The organism is Janthinobacterium lividum, assembly GCF_011601275.1.
Lineage (GTDB): Bacteria > Pseudomonadota > Gammaproteobacteria > Burkholderiales > Burkholderiaceae_D > Janthinobacterium > Janthinobacterium lividum_E.
The window spans coordinates 36871-58863 of sequence record NZ_JAAOLY010000002.1 but is presented as its reverse complement, the minus strand read 5'-3'; the positions used below and the strand labels follow the sequence as shown (position 1 = coordinate 58863).

The 21993-nt window shown below is 61.6% G+C and carries 22 protein-coding genes; 11 read left to right on the top strand and 11 right to left on the bottom strand.

The window, feature by feature from the left end; genetic code table 11:
- The first annotated feature begins 50 nt into the window (after positions 1 to 50).
- The 6 genes from GYK42_RS03055 (at position 51) to GYK42_RS03030 (ending at position 7508) form a co-directional block, all read left to right on the top strand.
- Complete coding sequence (locus GYK42_RS03055; protein ID WP_046684240.1) at positions 51 to 854, top strand: cytochrome C assembly family protein; 804 nt, start codon at positions 51 to 53, stop codon at positions 852 to 854.
- Entirely contained in the window at positions 851 to 1111 is a 261-nt protein-coding gene (locus GYK42_RS03050; RefSeq protein WP_166446295.1) for a PP0621 family protein, read from the top strand. Before GYK42_RS03055 ends, GYK42_RS03050 begins: the two co-directional genes overlap by 4 nt.
- Before the next feature lie 120 nt (positions 1112 to 1231).
- Complete coding sequence (locus tag GYK42_RS03045) at positions 1232 to 2305, top strand: sigma 54-interacting transcriptional regulator (protein WP_166446294.1); 1074 nt, start codon at positions 1232 to 1234, stop codon at positions 2303 to 2305.
- Positions 2283 to 2894, top strand: coding sequence for a 1,6-anhydro-N-acetylmuramyl-L-alanine amidase AmpD (gene ampD, locus GYK42_RS03040; RefSeq protein ID WP_166446293.1), 612 nt, complete (start codon positions 2283 to 2285; stop codon positions 2892 to 2894). The genes GYK42_RS03045 and ampD overlap by 23 nt, the downstream gene beginning before the upstream one ends.
- A gap of 392 nt (positions 2895 to 3286) precedes the next feature.
- Positions 3287 to 6238, top strand: coding sequence for a ribonucleoside-diphosphate reductase subunit alpha (locus GYK42_RS03035; protein WP_166446292.1), 2952 nt, complete (start codon positions 3287 to 3289; stop codon positions 6236 to 6238).
- Positions 6239 to 6356: 118 nt separating this feature from the next.
- The gene (locus GYK42_RS03030) at positions 6357 to 7508 is read left to right on the top strand and encodes a ribonucleotide-diphosphate reductase subunit beta (RefSeq protein WP_034780261.1); all 1152 of its coding nucleotides are present in this window, start codon (positions 6357 to 6359) and stop codon (positions 7506 to 7508) included.
- A gap of 85 nt (positions 7509 to 7593) precedes the next feature.
- Here GYK42_RS03030 and GYK42_RS03025 read toward each other — a convergent pair whose 3' ends face one another.
- Together GYK42_RS03025 and GYK42_RS03020 are read right to left on the bottom strand one after the other, a co-directional pair.
- Entirely contained in the window at positions 7594 to 8373 is a 780-nt protein-coding gene (locus GYK42_RS03025; RefSeq protein ID WP_166446291.1) for an SDR family oxidoreductase, read from the bottom strand.
- Complete coding sequence (locus tag GYK42_RS03020) at positions 8370 to 8699, bottom strand: nuclear transport factor 2 family protein (RefSeq protein WP_166446290.1); 330 nt, start codon at positions 8697 to 8699, stop codon at positions 8370 to 8372. Before GYK42_RS03020 ends, GYK42_RS03025 begins: the two co-directional genes overlap by 4 nt.
- Before the next feature lie 122 nt (positions 8700 to 8821).
- Here GYK42_RS03020 and GYK42_RS03015 point away from each other — a divergent pair, with 122 nt between their 5' ends.
- Positions 8822 to 9742 carry a LysR family transcriptional regulator gene (locus tag GYK42_RS03015; RefSeq protein WP_166446289.1) on the top strand — a complete coding sequence of 307 codons (921 nt, stop codon included), beginning with the start codon at positions 8822 to 8824 and terminating at the stop codon, positions 9740 to 9742.
- Positions 9743 to 10619: 877 nt separating this feature from the next.
- Here GYK42_RS03015 and GYK42_RS29040 read toward each other — a convergent pair.
- Positions 10620 to 11465, bottom strand: coding sequence for a hypothetical protein (locus tag GYK42_RS29040; RefSeq protein ID WP_205711259.1), 846 nt, complete (start codon positions 11463 to 11465; stop codon positions 10620 to 10622).
- A 253-nt stretch (positions 11466 to 11718) separates the two neighbouring features.
- On the opposite strand from GYK42_RS29040, the gene GYK42_RS03005 reads away from it, so the two are divergent.
- Entirely contained in the window at positions 11719 to 12252 is a 534-nt protein-coding gene (locus GYK42_RS03005) for a YggT family protein (RefSeq protein WP_034780256.1), read from the top strand.
- A 107-nt stretch (positions 12253 to 12359) separates the two neighbouring features.
- Here the strand turns inward: GYK42_RS03005 and GYK42_RS03000 are convergent, their stop codons facing one another.
- The 8 genes from GYK42_RS03000 to GYK42_RS02965 form a co-directional block, all read right to left on the bottom strand.
- On the bottom strand, positions 12360 to 13298 hold the full coding sequence (locus tag GYK42_RS03000; RefSeq protein ID WP_166446287.1) for a carbohydrate kinase family protein: 939 nt from the start codon (positions 13296 to 13298) through the stop codon (positions 12360 to 12362).
- Positions 13299 to 13309: 11 nt separating this feature from the next.
- Positions 13310 to 14554: a DUF3426 domain-containing protein gene (locus GYK42_RS02995; RefSeq protein ID WP_166446286.1), complete on the bottom strand. Its 1245-nt coding sequence runs from the start codon at positions 14552 to 14554 to the stop codon at positions 13310 to 13312.
- 8 nt (positions 14555 to 14562) lie between these two features.
- Positions 14563 to 15507 (bottom strand): 50S ribosomal protein L11 methyltransferase, encoded by a 945-nt coding sequence (gene prmA, locus GYK42_RS02990; RefSeq protein WP_166446285.1) that lies wholly within the window; start codon positions 15505 to 15507, stop codon positions 14563 to 14565.
- Positions 15504 to 16919 (bottom strand): acetyl-CoA carboxylase biotin carboxylase subunit, encoded by a 1416-nt coding sequence (gene accC, locus GYK42_RS02985; protein WP_034746622.1) that lies wholly within the window; start codon positions 16917 to 16919, stop codon positions 15504 to 15506. Before accC ends, prmA begins: the two co-directional genes overlap by 4 nt.
- A gap of 101 nt (positions 16920 to 17020) precedes the next feature.
- Positions 17021 to 17485, bottom strand: coding sequence for an acetyl-CoA carboxylase biotin carboxyl carrier protein (gene accB / locus GYK42_RS02980; RefSeq protein WP_034746625.1), 465 nt, complete (start codon positions 17483 to 17485; stop codon positions 17021 to 17023).
- Positions 17486 to 17576: 91 nt separating this feature from the next.
- The gene (gene aroQ, locus GYK42_RS02975; protein ID WP_034746628.1) at positions 17577 to 18014 is read right to left on the bottom strand and encodes a type II 3-dehydroquinate dehydratase; all 438 of its coding nucleotides are present in this window, start codon (positions 18012 to 18014) and stop codon (positions 17577 to 17579) included.
- A gap of 82 nt (positions 18015 to 18096) precedes the next feature.
- Positions 18097 to 18651 carry a TlpA family protein disulfide reductase gene (locus GYK42_RS02970; RefSeq protein WP_046684230.1) on the bottom strand — a complete coding sequence of 185 codons (555 nt, stop codon included), beginning with the start codon at positions 18649 to 18651 and terminating at the stop codon, positions 18097 to 18099.
- A 19-nt stretch (positions 18652 to 18670) separates the two neighbouring features.
- Positions 18671 to 19309 carry a hypothetical protein gene (locus tag GYK42_RS02965; RefSeq protein WP_128141924.1) on the bottom strand — a complete coding sequence of 213 codons (639 nt, stop codon included), beginning with the start codon at positions 19307 to 19309 and terminating at the stop codon, positions 18671 to 18673.
- A gap of 115 nt (positions 19310 to 19424) precedes the next feature.
- Here GYK42_RS02965 and mpl point away from each other — a divergent pair, with 115 nt between their 5' ends.
- Genes mpl through GYK42_RS02950 form a run of 3 tightly spaced genes read left to right on the top strand, consistent with a single transcriptional unit; the run spans position 19425 to position 21993 of the window.
- On the top strand, positions 19425 to 20801 hold the full coding sequence (mpl, locus tag GYK42_RS02960) for a UDP-N-acetylmuramate:L-alanyl-gamma-D-glutamyl-meso-diaminopimelate ligase (protein ID WP_166446284.1): 1377 nt from the start codon (positions 19425 to 19427) through the stop codon (positions 20799 to 20801).
- Positions 20798 to 21382: a YqiA/YcfP family alpha/beta fold hydrolase gene (locus GYK42_RS02955; protein WP_166446283.1), complete on the top strand. Its 585-nt coding sequence runs from the start codon at positions 20798 to 20800 to the stop codon at positions 21380 to 21382. The genes mpl and GYK42_RS02955 overlap by 4 nt, the downstream gene beginning before the upstream one ends.
- The gene (locus GYK42_RS02950) at positions 21379 to 21993 is read left to right on the top strand and encodes a chorismate lyase (RefSeq protein WP_166446282.1); all 615 of its coding nucleotides are present in this window, start codon (positions 21379 to 21381) and stop codon (positions 21991 to 21993) included. Before GYK42_RS02955 ends, GYK42_RS02950 begins: the two co-directional genes overlap by 4 nt.

The following is a 21993-nucleotide window of genomic DNA, read 5'->3' as shown; positions in this document are numbered from 1 at the left end:
CCATACTGCCGCTTGAATCGCGCTTGCCGGCTATGGTGTAAACTTAAACTATGCAGATCTATTTCTTTTTCATCGCCGCCCTGTTGTACGCGGCGTGCGCAGTGCTTCCTTCGTCCCGTGCCCGGCTCATTGCCGGCCTGACCGGCGTCGCCTGGCTGGCGCACGCCGCCACCCTGTGGTTCGACCTGATGGCGCCGGGCACCTTGCGCTTCGGTTTTTCCGCCATGCTGTCGGCCGCGCTGTGGGTTTCGGTTGGCGCCTACTGGATAGAGAACCGCAATTTCAGCCTGGATGGCCTGCGCCGCATGGTCATGCCCAGCGCCGTCCTCGCCATCGGCCTGGCCTGGGCCTTCCCTGGCAGCCAGGTCAGCATGGAAGGCAAGTCGGCCGTCTTCGGCTGGCATATTGCCGTGGCCGTGCTCGCCTACAGCACCTTGACGATTGCCGCCTTTCACGCCGTGCTGATGGCGCTGCAGGAATCGCGCTTGCATACGCGCAGTGAAAGCCGCGGCTTCATCGGCACGGCGCTGGACCAGCTGCCAGCCTTGCTGACGATGGAAAAGCTGCTGTTCCGCATGATTGGCTTGGGATTTATTTTGCTCAGCCTGACCGTGCTGTCGGGCATCGTGTTTTCCGAACAACTGTTTGGCAAGGCGCTCAACTGGGATCACAAATCCGTGTTTACCATGCTGTCGTGGCTGCTGTTCGCCTCGCTGCTGGCAGGCCGGCGCTTTCGCGGCTGGCGCGGCAAGACGGCCCTGAGCTTTACCCTGGCCGGTTTCGCCACCTTGCTGCTGGCCTATGTCGGCAGCCGTTTTGTACTGGAAGTGGTTTTACACCGAGGATTCGCATGACACGTGTTTTATTCTGGCTGGCGCTGGTGTTCCTGGTGCTGTTTGCGATCCGCAGCAAGATCCGTGGCATGCAACAGCGCGCCCGCGCGCAGCAGCAACAGCAGCCGAACCCGTTTACGCCGCCCGGCCGGCCGCAGGAATTGCCTGATGCCGAGCTGATGCTGTGCTGCGCCCATTGCGGCGTGTATTACCCGGCCTCGGAAAACGTGCAGGCCAAGGGCCACGATTACTGCTGCCACGCGCACGCCACCTTGTAAGGGCAGGCCGGCAGGTTCGCGCGCGTTGCTCATCCGTATCGTAACGTCCTCCGGCATCCGTCTGGCGTAGCATCTGCATGAGGCGGTTCGTCGCCGCCATAGCGGAAAGGCGCGCTCCCCATGTCCCGTCCCAGTCCCAGCCAGCATCCTGCCGCCAATATGCCGCCGGCGCCGCAACTGAGCGGCAACTCGCTGCCCATGCAGGCGCTGCGCGCGCAGATCGGCCGCATCGCCCGCTGTGGCGCGCCGGTGGCCATCCGCGGCGAATCGGGCACGGGCAAGGAACTGGCGGCGCGCGCCATCCATGCACAGGGCGCGCGCGCCAGCTTCCCGTTTATCGCCGTCAACTGCGGCGCCATTCCCGAAGCGCTGATGGAAGCGGAATTCTTCGGCTGCCGCCCGGGCGCCTATACGGGAGCGCTGCACGAACGCCAGGGCTTGTTCCAGGCGGCCCACGGCGGCAGTTTGCTGCTCGACGAAGTCGACGATCTGCCGCTGGCCATGCAAGTAAAACTGTTGCGCGTGCTGCAGGAGCGCCGCGTGCGCAAGCTGGGCGGCAGTAGCGACGAGGCCATCGACGTGCGCATCCTGTGCGCCAGCCAGCATGGCCTGGCGCGCGGCGTGGCGGCCGGCACGTTTCGCCATGACCTGTTTTACCGCCTGAATGTGATCGAACTGGCGTTGCCGCCGCTGCGCGAGCGGCGCGGCGATCTGCAGGTATTATGTGAGGTGATCCTCGCGCGCCTGTCGCCACGCAGGACCGTGAGTCTGGCGCCGCCCGTGCTGGCGGCCCTGGCCGCGTATGCGTTTCCCGGCAATGTGCGCGAACTGGAAAACGTGCTGGAGCGGGCGCTGGCCTTTGCCGACGGCGGCGTGATCGCGCTCGACGGGCTGGCCTTGCCATCGGCGGCGGGCGACATGCCGTTGCGGGCGGCGCCGGCATTGCCGGACTTGCCGGAACGGCAACTGTGCCTGCCAAGCATGGCGGCGCATGGCGTGGCCCCCGTCCTGCCGCTGGACGTGTATTTGCGCCAGGCCGAGCGCGACATGATCATGCTGGCGCTGGTACAGGCGCGCTACCACCGGGCACGGGCGGCGCGCCAGTTGGGCCTGAGCGTGCGCCAGTTGCGTTACCGCATGCAGAAATTGACGATACAGGAAGCCTTACTTGATGAGCGGATGGACGATAGATGAAGACGGCTGGTGCGACGGCGCGCTGCGCTATGACTCGCCGCACCACGATGCGCGCCCGGACGGTGCGCAAGTCGACTTGCTGGTGATTCATAACATCAGCTTGCCGGGCGGCCACTTTGGCGGGCCGCATGTGTCGGACTTGTTTACGGGCCGGGTAGATTATAATGCCGATCCTTCTTTCGCCGACCTGCGTGGCTTGCAGGTGTCGGCGCACTTTTTTGTGCGGCGCGATGGTGCGTTGTTGCAATATGTTTCTACTGATCAACGTGCCTGGCATGCGGGTGCGTCCATGTTCGAAGGACGCCCGCAGTGCAATGGCTACTCCATCGGTATCGAAATGGAAGGCGCGGACGACGTGCCCTTCCAGCAGCGGCAATACCATGTGCTGGCGGCAGTGACGGCGGCGCTGGTTGCGCGCTACGGGCTGTCCCAGGTGCGCGGGCACGAGCATATCGCGCCGGGGAGGAAGACGGATCCGGGGCCATTTTTCGACTGGCATTTTTACCAAGTATGCTGGCTGGAAACCCTGCGCCGGCAGCCTGCGTTAGCGCTTACTTCGCGGGGATTGGGCTTTCCATCCATGCCCTGAAAAGTCAACCGAAATCGTATATGAAAATACAAAAAATTACGCCAACGGATGCCGGAAAACTATTGCATCACCCTCCGATGGGTACTACAATTAGTGCAGAAGTTGGACGTAAAGACTATATGTAGTGCCATCACAGACGTTTTCAGAATTATTGTCAAAGCTACCCGGATTGCTGATAAAGCACTGGAACTGGCGGTTTATCACCCTTGATCGTGTTTCGCGCCAGCCGGGCAGTGCGGTGTGGCGAGATGGATTCTGACACTGTTTTATGCATTATTAATTTACTATTTAGCAACAAATATCTGAAGAAACCCTGACCATCGGGCGTTCTATTCAACAACACACGCGGCAGCAAAACTGCAGGCTGACTTTAGCTGACAACGGGAGCTTCAATGCAATCACCACAAGATATTTCCATCCATCCAACGCCAGTATCGCCAGCGCCAGGCGCGGCCAACAGCGTGGCGAGCACGGGCGCGGCATTGGGCGACTATCGCATCATCCGCCGCAACGGCGCGGTGGTGGCATTTGAGCCTTCGAAGATCGCCATCGCCATGACCAAGGCGTTTTTGGCCGTTAACGGCGGCCAGGGCGCAGCCTCGGCACGCATCCGCGAACTGGTGGAGCAACTGACGGACGGCGTCGTCGCCGCGCTGGTGCGCCGCCATCCGGGCGGCGGCACCTTCCATATCGAAGATGTGCAAGACCAGGTGGAACTGTCGCTGATGCGTTCGGGCGAGCACGACGTGGCGCGTGCCTACGTGCTGTACCGCGCCAAGCATATGGAAGAGCGCCGCTTGCAGAAGGAAGCGCAAGGCGCGTCCGCGCAAGTTTCCGCACCGCAACTGAACGTGCTGGACAACGGCGTGCGCCGCCTGCTGGACATGCAGGAAGTGCGCGACCTGATCAACGCCGCCTGCGCCGGCCTGGAAAAGCACGTCGATGCCGACGCCATCCTGGCTGAAACGGTGAAAAACCTGTACGACGGCGTGCCTGTCGAAGAGCTGCACAAGTCGGCCATCCTGGCGGCGCGCGCGCTGATGGAAAAAGACCCGGCCTACAGCCAGGTCACGGCCCGCATCCTGCTGCACACGGTGCGCAAGGAAGTGTTCGGCAAGGAAGTGCCGCAAGCGGCCGCTGCCGCCGAATACCTGACGTATTTCCCGCAATACATTGCCAAGGGTATCGCCGCCGAGCTGCTGAACCCGGTACTTGCCAGCTTCGACCTGGAGCGCCTGGCGAAAGCCATCGTCGCTGACCGCGACTTGCAGTTCGGCTACATCGGCCTGCAAACCCTGTACGACCGTTACTTCCTGCACATCCAGGACGTGCGCATCGAAATGCCGCAAGCCTTCTATATGCGCGTGGCCATGGGCCTGGCGCTGAACGAAGCGGACCGCGAAGCGCGCGCCATCGAGTTCTACAGCCTGCTGTCCTCGTTCGACTTCATGAGCTCGACGCCGACCCTGTTCAATTCGGGCACCCTGCGCTCGCAGCTGTCGTCGTGCTACCTGAGCACCGTCTCCGATGACCTGGAAGGCATCTACGACGCCATCAAGGACAATGCGCTGCTGGCCAAGTTCGCCGGCGGCCTGGGCAACGACTGGACGCCAGTGCGCGCCCTGGGCGCCCACATCAAGGGCACCAACGGCAAGTCGCAAGGCGTGGTGCCGTTCCTGAAAGTGGTCAACGACACGGCCGTGGCAGTCAACCAGGGCGGCAAGCGCAAGGGCGCCGTCTGCGCCTACCTGGAAACCTGGCACATGGACATCGAGGAATTCCTCGACCTGCGCAAGAACACGGGCGACGACCGCCGCCGCACGCACGACATGAACACGGCGAACTGGATTCCCGACATGTTCATGAAGCGCGTCATGGAAAAAGGCGATTGGACCCTGTTCTCGCCATCGGACACACCAGACCTGCACGACAAGGTCGGCAAGGCTTTTGAACAGGCTTACCTGGGCTACGAAGCCAAGGCCGCCGCCGGCGAAATCCGCGTCTTCAAGAAGATCGCCGCGCTGGACCTGTGGCGCAAGATGCTGTCGATGCTGTTTGAAACGGGCCACCCATGGATCACGTTCAAGGATCCTTGCAACATCCGCAGCCCGCAGTCGCACGTCGGCGTCGTCCACAGCTCGAACCTGTGCACGGAAATCACGCTGAACACGGGCCCTGACGAAATCGCCGTTTGCAACCTCGGTTCCGTCAACATGCCGGCGCACATGAAGGAAGGCAAGCTCGATCACGTCAAGCTGGCCAAGACCATCCGCACCGCCATGCGCATGCTCGACAACGTCATCGACATCAATTACTACGCCGTCGAGAAGGCGCGCAATTCGAACATGCGCCACCGTCCGGTCGGCATGGGTGTGATGGGCTTCCAGGATTGCCTGCACATGATGCGCGTGCCGTTCGCTTCGGACGCCGCTGTGTCGTTTGCCGACACCTCGATGGAAGCCGTCTGCTACTACGCCTACCTGGCGTCGACGGAACTGGCCGAAGAGCGCGGCCGCTATGAATCGTATGCCGGTTCGCTGTGGGACCGCGGCATCCTGCCGCAAGACTCGGTCAAACTGCTGGCCGAAGAGCGCGGCGGCTACCTGGAAGTCGATTCCTCGTCGGCCATGGACTGGACGCCGGTGCGTGAACGCATCGCCAAGTTCGGCATGCGCAACTCGAACTGCGTGGCGATCGCCCCAACGGCGACGATTTCGAACATCATCGGCGTATCGGCCTGTATCGAGCCGACGTTCCAGAACCTGTACGTGAAATCGAACCTGTCGGGCGAATTCACCGAGATCAATGGCTACCTGGTGCGCGACCTGAAGGCGCGCGACCTGTGGGATGAAGTCATGATCTCGGACCTGAAGTACTTCGACGGCTCGCTGGTGAAGATCGACCGCATCCCGCAAGACCTGCGCGACATCTACGCCACGGCCTTTGAAGTGTCGCCAAGCTGGCTGGTGGAAGCGGCTTCGCGTCGCCAGAAGTGGATCGACCAGGCTCAGTCGCTGAACATCTACATGGCTGGCGCATCGGGCAAGAAACTGGACGAGACCTACAAGCTGGCATGGCTGCGTGGCCTGAAAACCACCTACTACCTGCGTACCATCGCCGCTACCCATATGGAGAAATCGACCTCCAAGACGGGCGCCCTGAACGCCGTGGCAGTCGATGGCGGCATGTCGGCCAGTGCGCAAAGCGCCCAGGCAGCGGTCGTGGCGGCAGCAGCGGTGGCCGTGGCGCCAGTGGTGGCAGCGGCAGCGGACGACGCCGATGGCGAAGCATGCTACCTGCGTCCGGGTGATGACGGCTTTGAAGAGTGCGAAGCCTGCCAGTAAGATTTTAGTTGTCAGCCCAGAGCTTCTGGGCTGATTCAATGTTGTCAATGTCCGCATTGTCCGATTCAACGGGCCTGTTGCGGATCGCCGGCTCGCCGGCATGGAAAGGAAGAAGAATATGTCGTTGTCCTGGGATGATGAAACCACGTCGGCAGCTGTGCCGCGTCCGGCGCAGCAAGCGCCATTGGGAAATACCGAATTGAACCTGCCGGCAGGTGCCGAGCCGTCCGAAGCGAACGCCGAGCAAGTGGCGCGCCGCGTGAATGCCGACGACAAGCGCATCATCAATGGCAAGACGGACGTCAACCAGCTGGTGCCGTTCAAGTACAAATGGGCATGGGACAAATACCTGGCCGGCTGCGCCAACCACTGGATGCCGCAGGAAGTGAACATGCAGCGCGATATCGAGCTGTGGAAAAACCCGAACGGCCTGACGGACGACGAGCGCCGCCTGGTCAAGCGCAACCTGGGCTTCTTCGTGACGGCCGACTCGCTGGCCGCCAACAACATCGTGCTGGGCACCTACCGCCACATCACGGCGCCCGAGTGCCGCCAGTACCTGCTGCGCCAGGCGTTCGAGGAAGCGATCCACACGCATGCCTACCAGTACATCGTCGAATCGCTGGGCCTGGACGAAGGCGAGATCTTCAACGCCTATAACGAAGTCAAGTCGATCCGCGACAAGGATGAATTCCTGATCCCGTTCATCAACACCCTGACCGACCCTGCCTTCGTCACCGGCACGGTGGAAAACGATCAGAAGCTGCTCAAATCCCTGATCGTGTTTGCCTGCCTGATGGAAGGCCTGTTCTTCTACGTCGGCTTCACGCAGATCCTGGCGCTGGGCCGCCAGAACAAGATGATGGGTGCGGCCGAGCAGTACCAGTACATCCTGCGCGACGAATCGATGCACTGCAACTTCGGCATCGACTTGATCAACACGATCAAGATGGAAAATCCGCAGCTGTGGACGGCCGCCTTCCGCGAAGAGATCAAGGATCTGTTCATGAAAGCCGTGGAACTGGAATACGCGTACGCGGAAGACACCATGCCGCGCGGCGTGCTGGGTCTGAACGCGCCGATGTTCAAGGGCTACCTGCGCTTCATCGCCAACCGCCGCGCGCAGCAGATCGGCATCGAGCCGCTGTTCGCCCAGGAAGAAAATCCATTCCCGTGGATGAGCGAAATGATCGACATGAAGAAGGAACGCAACTTCTTCGAGACGCGCGTGACGGAATACCAGACCGGTGGCGCGCTGAACTGGGAATAAGCCAGCCGATAGCGTCACAAGTCATATGACAAAGGCCTCGCGGATGCGGGGCCTTTTGCTATCTGGAGAACTTATTGCATCGGGCTCACGCGGTCGGAATGGTACCGCCGTCGATCACATACTCGGCACCGTGGATCGACGCAGCGCGGTCCGAGGCCAGAAATGCAACCAGTTCGGCCACTTCTTCCGGCGTGCCCGGGCGGCCGATGGGAATGCCGCCCAGCGTCTGCATCAGCTTCTGGCGGGCCGCCTCTTCGTCGATGCCCGCGTGGTCGGCCCAGCGCCGTATCATCGCGTGGGCCGCCGTGGTTTCAATAAAGCCCGGCGAGACGGTATTGATGCGGATGCCCTGCGGACCGTATTCCTTCGACAGCCCCTTGCTGTAGTTGCTCAGCGCAGCCTTGGCGGCCGCATACGCCAGCGTCGAGTCATACAGCGGCAGGCTGCGCTGGATAGACGAGATGTGGATGATCACGCCGTATTGGCGTGCCACCATCGCCGGCAGCAGGGCGCGGTCGAGGCGCACGGCGGCAAGCAGGTTGCCATTGAGCGCGTCTTCCCAGGCATCGTCGTCCAGGGCTAGCGCACCGCCGCCCGCGGCCGTCGAGCCGCCCACGTTATTGATCAGGATATCGACCCCGCCCAGGCTGGCCAGCACTTCCTTGATCACCGTGTCGGTTCCCGCGCGGGTACGCAGGTCGGCCGCGATGAAATGCATGCCGGCCGGCAAGCTGCTGCTGGCGGAGCGCGCCGTGGTCGCCACTTGCGCGCCCCGCTCGAGCATCAGTTTCAGCGTTGCCGCGCCCATCATGCCCTTCGTGCCGCCCGTGATCAGCACGCGCTTGTCCTTGAAATCGGTATTCATGCGCCGATCTCCAGGGTCTGGATGCGGTTGCTGGCGAGCGTGAAGGCAAAGCGCAGCGCCAGCGGGCTGCCGGGGAAACTGCCGCTGACGCTGCCGGTGACCACGCAGCGCGCGCCCTGGGTGTCGGCCGAGATGGGGCTGACGGTGGCGCCGTACTGCTTGCTGCCAGCTTCTTTCCAGGCCTGGATGGCGGCATGGCCTGCGTGGGTCCGGCCTTCGTCGTGAACGACGCCATCGGCGGCGAAGCATTGCGCCACGGCGTTGCTATCGTGATGGTTGTCGGCGCTAAAGTAATCGCCGACGATGGCCGGCATGAGGAGAGACATGGTGCTTCCTTTCGGTGGAGAGGTAGGGAGCGACCATCATATGGCGTTCAATTGCAGAGAAAAAGTAGCGTAGGGGTGATAGGTTTTACACTTCAGGTTCATTATTGGCGGCGTGATCGCGCATGAAAAATAACTCTCTCGATGGCATTCGTACCTTTCTTGCGGTCGCCGAGCGCAAAAGTTTCAGCGCCGCGGCACTGCAGCTTGGCGTGACGGTGACGGCCGTCAGCAAGGCGGTCAAGGTGATGGAGCGCCAGCATGGCGTGCTGCTTTTCAAGCGCAATACGCGCAATGTCGCCTTCACCGAAGCCGGCGCGGGCCTGTACGCCAGCCTGGCCGGCGCCACCCGGCAGATCGATGACGCCTTCGCCGCGCTGACCATGTTTCGCGACCGGCCCGCCGGCCATTTGCGGCTGACGGTGCCGCGCGCGCTGGGCGCGCTGGTGATGCGCGCATTGATACCGCGTTTTCGCAGCAGCTATCCTGACGTGACCATCGACCTGTCGCTCGACGATGGCGCCGTCGATTTGCTGGCGCACGGTTACGATGCGGGCATCCGCCTGGGACAGTCGGTGGAGCAGGAGATGGTGGCCGTGCGCCTGACGGGGGACTTGCGCTGGTCCGTGGTTGGCGCGCCCGGCTACTTCGAGCGGAAAGGGCGGCCGCTGATTCCGGAAGACCTGATGCGCCACGACACGCTGGCCTACCGCTTCCACACTTCCGGCGCCTTGCACCGCTGGCGCTTTGTGCGCGATGGCGAGGAATTTCTGGTGGAAACCGGCGCGCCCCTGGTCGTCAACGACACCACGCTGATCGCCGATTTCGCGCGCTCGGGTCTGGGCCTGGCGTATATGCCGGACGTGGAAATCGAAGCTGGCCTGGCCAGCGGCAGCTTGCTGCGGGTGCTGGAAAACTACGTTCCGACGACGAGCGGATTGTTCCTGTATTTTCCTGCCCGTACCCAGAGCCAGCCCAAACTGCGCGCCTTTATCGATACGGCGCTGGCGCTCTCCCGGCCCGCGTCTTCCGGCGACACGCGCTAGCCTGGCCTGCTTTTTCCAGCCTGGCGCCATCATCCTGAGGACCGGCTGCGGCATCGCACGCCGCGTTTTTTCGCGCTGCTTTTTCATGAGGTGCAGTGGCGCGGTGGCGCAGAAAAGTGCGGCCATTTTTTCGCCGCATCGCGCGCGCCGCGATGCATTTTTTTGATGGCGCCAATGCGCGCGGGACGGGGTGTAAATATCGTTTCCGGATACGCTGGCGGCGGCATTTGCCGCGCGATTGTGCGATAGCACGCGTATCGTGCAAAAAAGCGGGCGAAAACGTGTCGTGCCGGTTGCGCATTGACAAGGTTTTCGTGTACTTTATGAGATTGCAAATGCGAGCGTTAGAATGCGGGGTTTTTTAACCAGCGCGGTAGCGAAAAAACCTCGCAAAACAGGGATACAGATTTACACGGATATGCACAAAACCACACCGTTTTCGTCTGCCGCCGTGCCCGAATTTTTTCAGGCATGGCGGTTTTTTATTTGACGCATCGGTGTTGTGGCGAGCGCGATGCGAGGAGCGAAAAAACGCACGGCATCGAAAACGAATGACCGAATTCAGACTTTGCCACCAGCTGCGAGATAAAGCAGGGTGGCACCGACGATGGCTGAAGTGCTGCAAACGTGAGGAGTTGCAGCAGTTCAGCTGGTGCCGAATTCATTAGCGCAAACGACCGTTTGCGCCGATGAATAATTCGCCTGGCCTATCCCTGTGGTGGGTCGGACGGGTTTAAATCTTGTAGCTTAAATTTCTCATCTCAGATGAAGGAGAGACAAATGGCAACAGCCGCTAAGAAATCAGAAGTAAAGAAACCAGCCGCCAAGGCTGCTCCTGCCGCGAAGAAGCCGGCAGCCGCAGCGAAGACGGTTGCCGCTAAACCAGCTGCCAAAGCCGCAGCCAAACCAGCCGCCAAAGCCGCAGCCAAGCCTGCAGCAAAAGTGGCTGCCAAGCCAGTAGCGAAAGCCGCAGCAAAACCAGCGGCCAAGGCAGCAGCGAAACCGGCCGCCAAGCCAGCAGCGAAAGCCGCAGCGAAACCGGCCGCCAAGGCAGCAGCCAAGCCTGTCGCGAAAAAAGCCGCAGCCAAACCGGCCGCCAAGCCAGCAGCAAAAGCCGCAGCAAAACCAGCGGCCAAAGCAGCAGCCAAGCCAGCTGTGAAAAAAGCCGCAGCGAAACCTGCAGCCAAGGCAGCAGCGAAACCGGCCGCCAAAGCGGCAGCCAAGCCAGCAGCGAAAAAAGTCGTCGCCAAGGCAGCAGCCAAGCCGGCAGCAAAAGCTGCAGCGAAGCCAGCCGCCAAGGCAGCAGCGAAGCCAGCCGCAAAAGCGGCAGCCAAGCCAGCAGCCAAGGTAGCAGCCAAGGTAGCAGCCAAGGTAGCAGCCAAGCCAGCAGCCAAAGCGGCAGCCAAGCCAGCAGCAAAAGCTGCAGCGAAGCCAGCGGCCAAGGCAGCAGCGAAGCCAGCAGCAAAAGCAGCAGCGAAGCCAGCAGCAAAAGCGGCAGCCAAGCCAGCAGCGAAACCTGCCGCCAAGGTCGCAGCAAAACCTGCAGCCAAGCCTGCAGCCAAGGTAGCAGCGAAGCCAGCAGCAAAAGCTGCAGCCAAGCCAGCAGCGAAGCCGGCAGCAAAAGCAGCAGCGAAACCTGCCGCCAAGCCAGCCGCCAAGCCAGCCGCAGCGCCAGTCGTGGCAGCCGCACCAGCAGCAGCGCCGGCAGCAGCTCCAGCGGCACCAGCCGCCGTGGCCGCCAAGCCAGCCGCCAAGAAGGCCGCGCCTAAAAAGGCCGCGCCGAAGAAGGCAGCTCCTGTCGCCAAGCCATCGGCACCTATCGCACCTGTAGCAAAAACCGTGTTGGCACCGGCTGCAGCCTGGCCATTCCCAACCAGCACCCGCCCATCGTAATTTCAACGATACGGGTGCCTGGATGAGGCAACACGCCGCTGTGTGACTCAATCACACAGCGGTTTTTTTTTGGAGAATTAGTCGTGCTGATCGTTATCCTTACATTGATCGTTGATACCATCGCTACCTTGCTGGGCGGCGTGTTGCTGCTGCGCTTCTGGATGCAGGCGGTGCGCGTGCGGCCGCCCTCGTCGGTGGCGCAATTCACGTTTCAATTGTCCGACTGGCTGGTGCGCCCCCTGCGCCGCGTGGTGCCGGGCGTGGGCGGGTATGACTGGGCCAGTCTGATCGGCGCCTTCCTGATCGTGCTGCTGGCCAGCTCGGTATTGTTTATTTCCGGCTATCCCGTCGAAGTGGTGCTGCTCAAGTCGCTACAACGTTTCCTGCAATGGATACTCTACGGTTTCATGGCCTTGCTGATCATCGAAGCCATCTTCAGTTGGGTCAACCCGCATGCGCCGCTGGCGCCGTTCGTACGGGCCCTGAACGAGCCGCTGCTGCGTCCGATCCGCAAGGTCGTGCCGCTGGTCGGCAGCCTGGATTTGTCGCTGCTGGTCGCGCTGATCCTGCTGCAGATCGCGCAAGTGCTGGTGGGGATGATTATTGTGGTGCGATGATGGTGGCGTAGGTCGGGTTAGCGTAGCGTAACCCGACATCACCACTTGCCATGCCAATGATGTTGTCGGATTACGCACGGCCTCGCCGTGCACATCCGACCTGCATATTAATAGCGGTAACCGAACGCCGCTTCGAACTGGTCGGCGATGCTCTCAGGCGTAAACACGTGGTTTTGCGCGCCCTGGGTGGCGATCTTGATGGCGCCCAGCAGGCTGGCCAGGCGGCCGCTGGTTTCCCAGCCCAGGTCGTTGGTGATGCCGAACAGCAAGCCGGCACGGTAGGCGTCGCCGCAGCCGGTCGGGTCCAGCACTTCCTTGGCGGTCACGACAGGAATGTCGATGCGCTTGCCGTCCGTATAGATTTCCGACCCCTTTTCGCCACGCGTGACGATCAGCGCTTCCAGGCGGCTGGCGATGTCCGGCAGGGTCAAGCCCGTGCGTTCCATTAACATTTCCATTTCATAATCGTTGGCCGACACATACGTGGCTTTGTTGATGAAGTCGATCAACTGTTCGCCATTGAAACGTGGCAACTGCTGGCCCGGGTCGAACATGAAGGGGATGCCCAGCTCGGCCAGGTCGGCGGCGTGCTTGAGCATGCCTTGGTCGCCGTCCGGCGAAATGATGGCGACCTTGGCCGGGCCTGCATTGGCGATCGGGTTTTCATGCGCAAACGACATGGCGCCCGGGTGGAAGGCGTTGATCTGGTTATTGTCCGCGTCGGCCGTGACGAAGCACTGCGCGTTGTAGCTGTCGGCCTTGATCAGGATGTTGGCGGTGGAAATGCCCAGCTTTTGCAGGCGCTCCAGGTAGGCGGCGCTGTCTTGCCCCATGACGCCGACGATGCGCGGGTCGCCGCCCAGCATTTTCAGAGTGTAGGCGATGTTGCCCGAGCAGCCGCCGAATTCCGTGCGCATGGTGGGCACGAGGAAGGACACGTTTACCTTGTGCAACTGGTCGGCCAGCAGGGATTCGCCGAAGCGGCCGGGGAATTGCATGATGGTGTCGGTGGCAAGCGAGCCGCAGATCAGCGATGTTTTGGTCATGATAGTGTCGGTTAGGGGTAGAAGATGGCGATATGGTAGCCAGACGCCGTAAGCTGGTCTAATGCAAAATACAGTTTGATGGTTTGTTCCGAGCGCGGCGCAAAGCCCTTGCTCACGTCGATATTGGCTGGCAGGTAGTCGCGCGGCGCGATCACGCGGCGCAAGACGGGCTTGTCGTTGGCGTCGTTGAGGACCAGTTCGATGCTGGGCCAGGCCTGCACGCTGCGGCTCTGGTTGCGCAGCAGCGAGACGTAGGAAAAGGTGTGCTCCTTCAAGGTTTGCAACTCGCCTTGCTCGATGGCCAGCGCCTCGATCTGCGCCGGCAAGTCGACCTGGCATCCGCTGAGCTTGCACAGCGCCACCAGGGTCGGCTTCCACTGCGGAAATTGCGCCGCCAGCGGGTTGCGGAAGGTGGTCATTACTTGCAAGAATAATAGCAGCAGCAGTACTGCCGAGCCGGCGGCCATGGCCATGCGCAAGGCCTTGCCGCTCTGTTCGCGGCGCCGTCCCAAGGTCACAAAGGCCGGCTCGTCGTCGGCTGGCGGCAGGACAGGTTCTTCCTGCTCTTCGGCTGGGTCCGGCGCGACGGGCGCGGCGGGCAGCGCTTCGAACGGGTGGTCCGTCAGCGTCGGTTCACGGCGCGCGGGCGCGGATTTGTCCAGGCTGACTTTTTCGGTCGCGGGCAGCGCCGGTGCGGCGCCAGTTTCCAGATTCGGTTCGCGGCGGCTGTCGCGCAGATACGTGACAAAGGCGGGCGCATCATCGACCTGGCGGCGCTTGAAAGGCGCCATCGGCTGGGGCAGGGGCTGTTCGGGCAGTTCCGCCGGTGTTTCTTCAGCTTCAGGTATATCGAGCGGTATGTCGAGCGGTGCGGCGGCCGGTACCTCTTCGGGCAGTGCTACGTCGAGGTCCAGCTCGATGTGCTCGCCATCGTCTTCATCGTCCTTGAGCTGCGCCGTTTCCGGCAAGATGCCGAACGGGTCGAACGAGGTGTCGAAGTCGAGGGAATAGATGGGTTCGTCGTCCGTGGCGGCTGGCAGGCTGTTGTCGGCAGGATAACTGGCCGGCAGCGGGGCTGCAGTGCCGGGGCCGGATGTTAAAAACGGCGATGCCGCAGCTGGATCGACCAGCGCGGCATTGCCGTCAAACACTTCTCTGCACGTGCCACAGCGCACGATGCCCCCACGTAACTTCAATTGGTCAGCAGCGACCCGAAATATCGTGTTGCAATGGGGGCATTTGGTGGCGAGGGCCATTGCTGTGCTTATGCACCTTCCGCGCGGGGCGCAGGCGCTTGCGTGCTGCCCAGGCGGCCATGCAGCGCCACCCAGCCGTCTTGCTCGGCCCACACACCCAGCTCGATGAACGGCGCGTAGGCAGCGGCCACTTCTTCCGCCTGGCGTGCCAGCACGCCGGACAGGATCAGGGCGCCGCCATCGGCGACGCGGCCGGACAGCATCGGCGCCATCAGTTTCAATGGGCTCGACAGGATGTTGGCGACGACGATGTCAAACTTGGCCGTGGCGTGTGCCGAGATGGCAAACGTGTCTGGCAAGAAATATTCGATGTCGCATTGGTTGCGTTCGGCATTGTCACGCGCCGATTCGATCGCCTGCGGGTCGATGTCGACGCCGGCCACCGTTTGCGCGCCCAGCTTCTTGGCCACCATGGCCAGGATGCCGGAACCGCAACCGTAGTCGAGCACGGTCTTGCCTGGAGCAGGGTTCGCTTCCAGCCACTCCATGCACAGACGCGTGGTCGGATGGCTGCCCGTGCCGAAGGCGAGGCCAGGGTCCAGTTCCAGAATCAGGCCGTCAGGATCCGGTGCCTCGTGCCAGCTGGGCACGACCCAGATATTCTTGCCGATGTGAATCGGTGCGAATTGCGACTGCGTCAGACGCACCCAGTCCTGCTCTTCCACGGGACGCATGGTAAAGGCGGGCACTTCCTTCATGCCGACAGCCTGGGCCGCGGCGGCCACGATGGCGGCCTGGTCGGCGTCGACGTCCGTCAGCGCCACCACGCGGCTGCGTTCCCACGCCGCTTCCTTCGGTTCCATGCCGGGTTCCCCAAACAGGGGCTGCTCGGCATCCGTGCCTTCATCGGCGTCTTCCACCGACACCGACAGGGCGCCCGCTTCCATCAACGCGTCGGACATGGCCTCGGCGTTGTCACGGGCGATTTCGATGACGATTTCCGTCCAGCTCATGCGCCCGCCTTGATTTCGGACTTCTTGGCGATGCTGGGGCTGCCGCCATTCAGGTTCTTGCCCAGGTCCGGCATGTCGGCCAGTTTCTGTTCCAGATAGTGAATGTTGGTGCCGCCTTCGATGAAGCGCGCGTCGATCATCAGTTCGCGGTGCAGGGCGATATTCGTGTTGATGCCTTCGACCACCATTTCGGACAGGGCGATCTGCATGCGGCGGATCGCTTGCTCGCGCGTGGCGCCGTAAGCGATCACTTTGCCGATCATCGAGTCGTAGTGCGGCGGCACGTAGTAGCCGGCGTAGGCGTGCGAGTCGACGCGGATGCCAGGGCCGCCCGGTGCATGCCACGACACGATCTTGCCTGGCGATGGCGTGAACTTGAACGGATCTTCGGCGTTGATGCGGCACTCGATGGCGTGGCCGGACAGCAAGACGTCGCGCTGGCGGAAACGCAGTTTTTCGCCAGCGGCGATGCGGATCTGCTCTTGCACGATGTCGATGCCGGTGATCATCTCGGTCACCGGATGTTCCACTTGCACGCGGGTATTCATTTCAATGAAATAGAACTCGCCGTTTTCGTACAGGAACTCAAACGTGCCGGCGCCGCGGTAGCCGATCTTGCGGCAAGCTTCGGCGCAACGGTCGCCAATTTTCTCGATCAGTTTGCGCGGGATGCCCGGCGCTGGTGCTTCTTCGATCACTTTCTGGTGGCGGCGCTGCATGGAGCAGTCGCGCTCGCCCAGCCAGACGGCGTTCTTGTGTTCGTCGGCGAGGATCTGGATTTCCACGTGGCGCGGATTTTCCAGGTACTTCTCCATATACACTTCAGGGTTGCCGAAAGCCGTGCCGGCTTCCGTCTTGGTCATCGCCACGGCGTTGATCAGGGCCGCTTCCGTGTGCACCACGCGCATGCCGCGTCCGCCACCGCCGCCGGCGGCCTTGATGATGACCGGGTAGCCGATCTTGCGGGCAATTTGCACGATCGCTTTCGGATCGTCCGGCAACGCGCCTTCCGAGCCCGGTACGCACGGTACGCCAGCCTTGATCATGGTTTGCTTGGCCGATACTTTATCGCCCATCAAACGGATCGATTCGGAGCGGGGGCCGATGAAGACGAAGCCCGATTTCTCGACGCGTTCGGCAAAGTCGGCATTTTCCGACAGGAAGCCATAGCCTGGGTGAATCGCTTGCGCATCCGTCACTTCAGCGGCGCTGATGATGGCGGGCATGTTCAGGTAGCTCAGGGACGACTGTGCCGGGCCGATACAAACGGATTCGTCGGCCAGCTTGACGTATTTCGCGTCCTTGTCGGCTTCGGAGTGGACTACAACCGTTTTAATGCCCATTTCGCGGCAGGCGCGCTGAATACGGAGGGCAATTTCACCACGGTTGGCAATCAGGATTTTTTCAAACATGGTAGGTTCGCGTATGTCTGTGAGAGCCGGCGAGCCGGCGAAACAACAAGTGTGAGGGGCTAAAACTGCAAACGGCCGTTGCCGGCCGTGTGGACTGGGTTTTAGCCGATCACAAACAAGGGTTGACCGAATTCGACCGGTTGGCCGTTTTCGACCAGGATCTGGGTCACGACACCGGCTTTGTCGGAGTCGATTTCATTGAGCAGCTTCATCGCTTCGATGATGCACAGGGTATCACCTTCCTTGACGGTAGCGCCCACTTCAACATAGGCGGCGCTGCCAGGAGCGGACGAGCGGTAGAAGGTACCGACCATCGGCGATTTGACCACATAGCCCGTTGGCTCGGCGGCGACCACGACGGCGGCTGCCGCAGCGGGAGCGGCGGCTGGCGCGGCTGGCTGGTATTGGGCTTGCATGCCTTGCGGCTGCATCATGACCATCTGGTTTTGCGGCATGGCCGACGATTTGACGATGCGAACCTTGCTTTCGCCTTCGGTAACTTCCAGCTCTGCGATATCCGATTCGGCGACCAGGTCGATCAAGGTCTTGAGTTTTCGTAGATCCATGTAAAACCCCTAGGAATGTAGTTTGTTTTATGAGTGATGCGGTGATGTCCAAGAACCTATCGCCGCGCTAAATGCGTGCAGATCGCGTAGATTAACGTTTTTTAAGCGCAAAGTCGATGGCAAACCGATATCCATCGATACCCAGCCCGCAGATCGTCCCCTGCGCGATCGCGCTGAGAAATGAGTGATGTCGAAACGTCTCGCGTTGATAAATATTCGAGATATGGACTTCCACGAACGGGATGGCGACCCCGGCCAGCGCATCGCGCAAGGCAACGCTGGTATGGGTCAGGCCGCCCGGATTGATGACGATGGCATCGATCCCTTCCGCTCGCGCGGCATGGATGCGGTCGATCAGCGCGCCTTCGTGGTTGCTTTGAAAGCAGACCAAGTCGGCGCCGGCCGCCATGGCTTGCGCCATTGCTGCCTGCTCGATATCGGCCAAGGTGCTGGCGCCGTAGACCTCAGGCTCGCGCGTTCCCAGCAAATTCAGGTTGGGACCGTTGAGCAGAAGGAGGTTTTTTGCCATGTATGGAAGACCGTTTTAGCGAAAGTTCCGCATTTTGCCGCCAAAGATACGCATTGGCAAGAGAAAAAAGCACGCTCCGAATTTACAATTTATCCAGATCGGCGCGCAACTGATCAAATTTCAAGCGGCCCAGATAGGTCTTTTTGACTTCGCCATCGGCGCCGATCAGCACCGTAAAGGGCAAACCGCCCGTGGCATTGCCAAAATGGCGCGACAGGTCGGTACCGCTCATGCCGGAGACATACACGGGATAGGCGATCTTGAACTTGCTGGCAAAGGTGGCAATATTGCTGGCCGAATCGATGCCGATGCCGATCACCTGCAGGTTTTTCGCCGCATAGTGGCCTTGCACTTCGGATAACTCCGGCATTTCTTCCACGCAAGGCGGGCACCACGGCGCCCAGAAATTGACCAGCACATTCTTGCCTTTCCATTGCGACAGGGCTTGCGTGGCGCCGGCCGCGTCCGGCAGCGACAGCGCATACAGCTCGTTGACGGGACCCGTCGCGCCCGGCGCGATGGTGCTCGTCAGCGGACCCGCTGCTTTGGCTTTTTCCTTGCTCAAACCGACGTAAGCGCCCATGCCGCCAAACATCAGCGCCACGATGGCGCAGGCGATCCAATTCTTTTTTGTCATAACTTTATCTATATCAATGTTAGTCGGCAGCCGGCACGCCATCGGCGAGGCTGGCGGCCAGCAGGCTGCGCAGCCCGGCGATGTCGGTGCGCAGCACCTTGCCGTCCGCCTTGGCTTTCAGCGCGCCGCGCATATCGTCGAGCTCATACATGGCCGCGTGCACGCCTTCATTTTTCCACAGGAAACTGGCTGTCTCGACCGCATCATAACGCGCTCCCTTGAAATGCGGGCTTTCCGACATGTCGAGCACGACATTTTTATTCAGCAGGAAGATGTGGATTTCCTTGGCGCTCTCGGCAAACAGCTGCAAATAGATCTCGTCGTGGGGGCCGGCCGTTCCATTGAGCACGGGGCCGCTGAGCAGGGGATGAAATTGTTGCAACGCTTCCATGACCTGCAGCGCGATCGTGCGCAGCTGGAACAGCCGTGCCGGCTGGCTGTCGGCCAGGAACAGGGCATTATATTGCCGCACCTGCTCCTCGATCATGTCGTTGTCGGGAAGTATATTGGGCCGGTTCGGCGCGTCGCCGAGGACTTGCCGCGCCGCCTTGCGCTTGGCGCTGCCATAGTCGGCGCCGTCCTGCGCCACAAGGCGCGCGGCAGCGGCGGCGATTTCCAGGCGCAACTGCGCGCTATCGTCAAATGCATCGTTCGTCATGAGCGAGATGATACTCCGAAGCGGAAAAAGTCATGGCGTCAGGTAAAATCCTGCACTTGCTGTTTTTTATCTCACCGTCTTACTTACTTAAGCGTGCGCCTTTCGCACTGATCACATGCATATTCATATTCTCGGCATTTGCGGTACCTTCATGGGCGGCCTGGCTGTCCTGGCCAAGGAAGCCGGTCATAAAGTCACCGGTTGCGATGCCAACGTGTATCCGCCGATGAGCACCCAGCTGGAATCGCAGGGAATCGAACTGATCCAGGGCTTCGATCCGGAACAAACCAAGTTGAACCCGGATTTGTATGTGATTGGCAATGTGGTCTCGCGCGGCAACCCGTTGGTGGAAGAAATCCTCAACCGCAGCCTGCCGTACGTGTCCGGTCCGCAATGGATCGGCGAACACATCTTGCGCAACAAGTGGGTACTGGCCGTGGCCGGCACGCATGGCAAGACGACCACGTCGGCCATGCTGGCCTGGATACTCGAAGACGCGGGCTACGCGCCGGGCTTCCTGATCGGCGGCGTGCCGATGAACTTTGGCATTTCCGCCCGCCTCAGCGGCACAATCGACGGCAAGAGCGCCGAGTCGGACTTCTTTGTCATCGAAGCTGATGAATACGACACGGCCTTCTTCGACAAGCGCAGCAAGTTCGTGCATTACCACGCGAAGACGGCCATCATGAATAACCTGGAATATGATCACGCCGACATCTTCCCCGATCTGCACGCGATCGAGACGCAATTTCACCATCTGGTGCGCACCGTGCCCGGCATCGGCCGCCTCGTGTTCAATGGCGACGAGGCATCGCTGCAGCGCGTGCTGGCGCGCGGTTGCTGGAGTGAAAAGGAAAGTTTTGGTCAAGATGCTAACTGGCAACTGCAAGAGCAGGCCGATGGCAGCTTCGACGTGTTCTTCAATGGCAAGCAGGAAGGCCACGTGGCTTGGGCGCTCACGGGCAAGCACAACCGCAGCAATGCGCTGGCGGCCATCGCCGCCGCGCGCCACGTGGGCGTACCGATAGCCCAGGCGTGCGCCTCGCTGACCACGTTCGAGAGCGTCAAGCGCCGTATGGAAGTGCGCGGCGTCGTCAACGACATCACCGTGTACGACGATTTCGCGCACCACCCGACAGCCATAGCCACCACCGTGGGCGGCCTGCGCCAGAAGGTAGGCAGCGGCACCCGCATCTTGGCAGTGCTGGAACCGCGTTCGAACACGATGAAGCTGGGCGCCATGAAAGATGCGCTGCCGGGCAGCCTCAAGGATGCGGACCTGGTTTTCGGTTTCGGCAGCCAGCAAGCGCTGGGCTGGAGCCTGGGCGACGCGCTGGCGCCGCTAGGCAAGATTGCCAGCGCCTACGAAGACATCGATATCCTGGTGGCGGCCGTGGCGGCCAGCGCCCGTCCCGGCGACCAGATCGTGGTCATGAGCAACGGCGGCTTTGGCGGCGTGCACCAGAAATTGCTGGAGGCCCTGGGCCGATGATTCTGTACCTGCATGGATTTCGCTCGTCGCCCCTGTCGATGAAGTCGCGCCTGCTGGCCGCGCAGATGCAGGCGCTGGGCCGCGAAGCACAGTGGCTGTGCCCGCAATTGCCCGCTTCGCCCAAGCTGGCGATCGAGCTGGCTTTGTCGCTGGTCAAGGATGTGGCGCCGGCTGACCTGACGATTATCGGCTCCTCGCTGGGCGGCTATTACGCCACCTGGCTGGCGGAGCAGCTTGGTTGCCGCGCCGTATTGCTGAACCCTGCCATCGTGCCCCTGATCGACTTGGAACAGCATGTGGGCGTGACGACGGAATTCCATTCGGACAAGCCATTCGAGTTCAAGCGCGAGTACATCGACGAGCTGCGCATGTTTGCCGTAGAGAAAATTACTCAGCCGCAACGCTATTTCCTGATCGCCGCCACGGGCGATGAAGTGCTCGACTACCGCGACATGGTGGCGCATTATCAGGGGGCGCGGCAACTGGTCATCGACGGCAGCGACCATGGCATCAGCGAATTTGCCGACTACCTGGCGCCCGTGCTGGCCTTTTGCGGCATCGATGCGGACGCTGCCCAGTGAGGCCGGGTTCGCTGCGACAGGCGCAATGGCATGCGCACGTGAACGCCGTCAATGCGCCGCCGGCCTTGCGCCACTGGCTGACGGGCGGCGGTTCGCTGACGGCCAAGCTGAAAGCCCATAGCCAGGCGTTTCGCGTGCAATGTTTGCATCAGGAAACGGCACGTTGCCTGAGCGACGAAGCCGCCATCATCGGTTTGCACCGTGCGGGCCGGGTGTGGGAACGCGAAGTGCTGTTGCGTTGTGATGACAGGCCGGCCGTGTTTGGCCATACCGTCGTGCCCATGCAGGCAACGGCCACGGACTGGCCCTTGTTTTCCGCGCTGGGCGAGCGTTCGCTGGGCACGACCCTGTTTGGCGACCGCATGGTGCGCCGCGGCGAACTGGAATTTGCCCGCTTGCGCGCCGGGCACCCGCTGGTGCAGCGGGCGCAGGCGGCGCTGGCGCGGGAAGGGCGGCGCGCCGACGGGCAGGCGCTGTTTTTTGCCCGCCGCTGCCTGTATCAGCGTCACCAGGGATTGCTGCTGGTAACTGAAGTATTTTTGCCGGCGGTGCTGGAGTTGACGCCCGTCACTCGCACCGTTGCAACCGACACATTAATAAACAAAGCATAA

What these genes read in the sequence shown, in the direction of transcription:
- GYK42_RS03055 (WP_046684240.1), top strand. Translation starts at nt 51, where the DNA reads ATGCAGATCTATTTCTTTTTCATCGCCGCCCTGTTGTACGCGGCGTGC.
- GYK42_RS03050 (WP_166446295.1), top strand. Translation starts at nt 851, where the DNA reads ATGACACGTGTTTTATTCTGGCTGGCGCTGGTGTTCCTGGTGCTGTTT.
- GYK42_RS03045 (WP_166446294.1), top strand. Translation starts at nt 1,232, where the DNA reads ATGTCCCGTCCCAGTCCCAGCCAGCATCCTGCCGCCAATATGCCGCCG.
- ampD (WP_166446293.1), top strand. Translation starts at nt 2,283, where the DNA reads ATGAGCGGATGGACGATAGATGAAGACGGCTGGTGCGACGGCGCGCTG.
- GYK42_RS03035 (WP_166446292.1), top strand. Translation starts at nt 3,287, where the DNA reads ATGCAATCACCACAAGATATTTCCATCCATCCAACGCCAGTATCGCCA.
- GYK42_RS03030 (WP_034780261.1), top strand. Translation starts at nt 6,357, where the DNA reads ATGTCGTTGTCCTGGGATGATGAAACCACGTCGGCAGCTGTGCCGCGT.
- GYK42_RS03025 (WP_166446291.1), bottom strand. Translation starts at nt 8,373, where the DNA reads ATGAATACCGATTTCAAGGACAAGCGCGTGCTGATCACGGGCGGCACG.
- GYK42_RS03020 (WP_166446290.1), bottom strand. Translation starts at nt 8,699, where the DNA reads ATGTCTCTCCTCATGCCGGCCATCGTCGGCGATTACTTTAGCGCCGAC.
- GYK42_RS03015 (WP_166446289.1), top strand. Translation starts at nt 8,822, where the DNA reads ATGAAAAATAACTCTCTCGATGGCATTCGTACCTTTCTTGCGGTCGCC.
- GYK42_RS03000 (WP_166446287.1), bottom strand. Translation starts at nt 13,298, where the DNA reads ATGACCAAAACATCGCTGATCTGCGGCTCGCTTGCCACCGACACCATC.
- GYK42_RS02995 (WP_166446286.1), bottom strand. Translation starts at nt 14,554, where the DNA reads ATGGCCCTCGCCACCAAATGCCCCCATTGCAACACGATATTTCGGGTC.
- prmA (WP_166446285.1), bottom strand. Translation starts at nt 15,507, where the DNA reads ATGAGCTGGACGGAAATCGTCATCGAAATCGCCCGTGACAACGCCGAG.
- accC (WP_034746622.1), bottom strand. Translation starts at nt 16,919, where the DNA reads ATGTTTGAAAAAATCCTGATTGCCAACCGTGGTGAAATTGCCCTCCGT.
- accB (WP_034746625.1), bottom strand. Translation starts at nt 17,485, where the DNA reads ATGGATCTACGAAAACTCAAGACCTTGATCGACCTGGTCGCCGAATCG.
- aroQ (WP_034746628.1), bottom strand. Translation starts at nt 18,014, where the DNA reads ATGGCAAAAAACCTCCTTCTGCTCAACGGTCCCAACCTGAATTTGCTG.
- GYK42_RS02970 (WP_046684230.1), bottom strand. Translation starts at nt 18,651, where the DNA reads ATGACAAAAAAGAATTGGATCGCCTGCGCCATCGTGGCGCTGATGTTT.
- GYK42_RS02965 (WP_128141924.1), bottom strand. Translation starts at nt 19,309, where the DNA reads ATGACGAACGATGCATTTGACGATAGCGCGCAGTTGCGCCTGGAAATC.
- mpl (WP_166446284.1), top strand. Translation starts at nt 19,425, where the DNA reads ATGCATATTCATATTCTCGGCATTTGCGGTACCTTCATGGGCGGCCTG.
- GYK42_RS02955 (WP_166446283.1), top strand. Translation starts at nt 20,798, where the DNA reads ATGATTCTGTACCTGCATGGATTTCGCTCGTCGCCCCTGTCGATGAAG.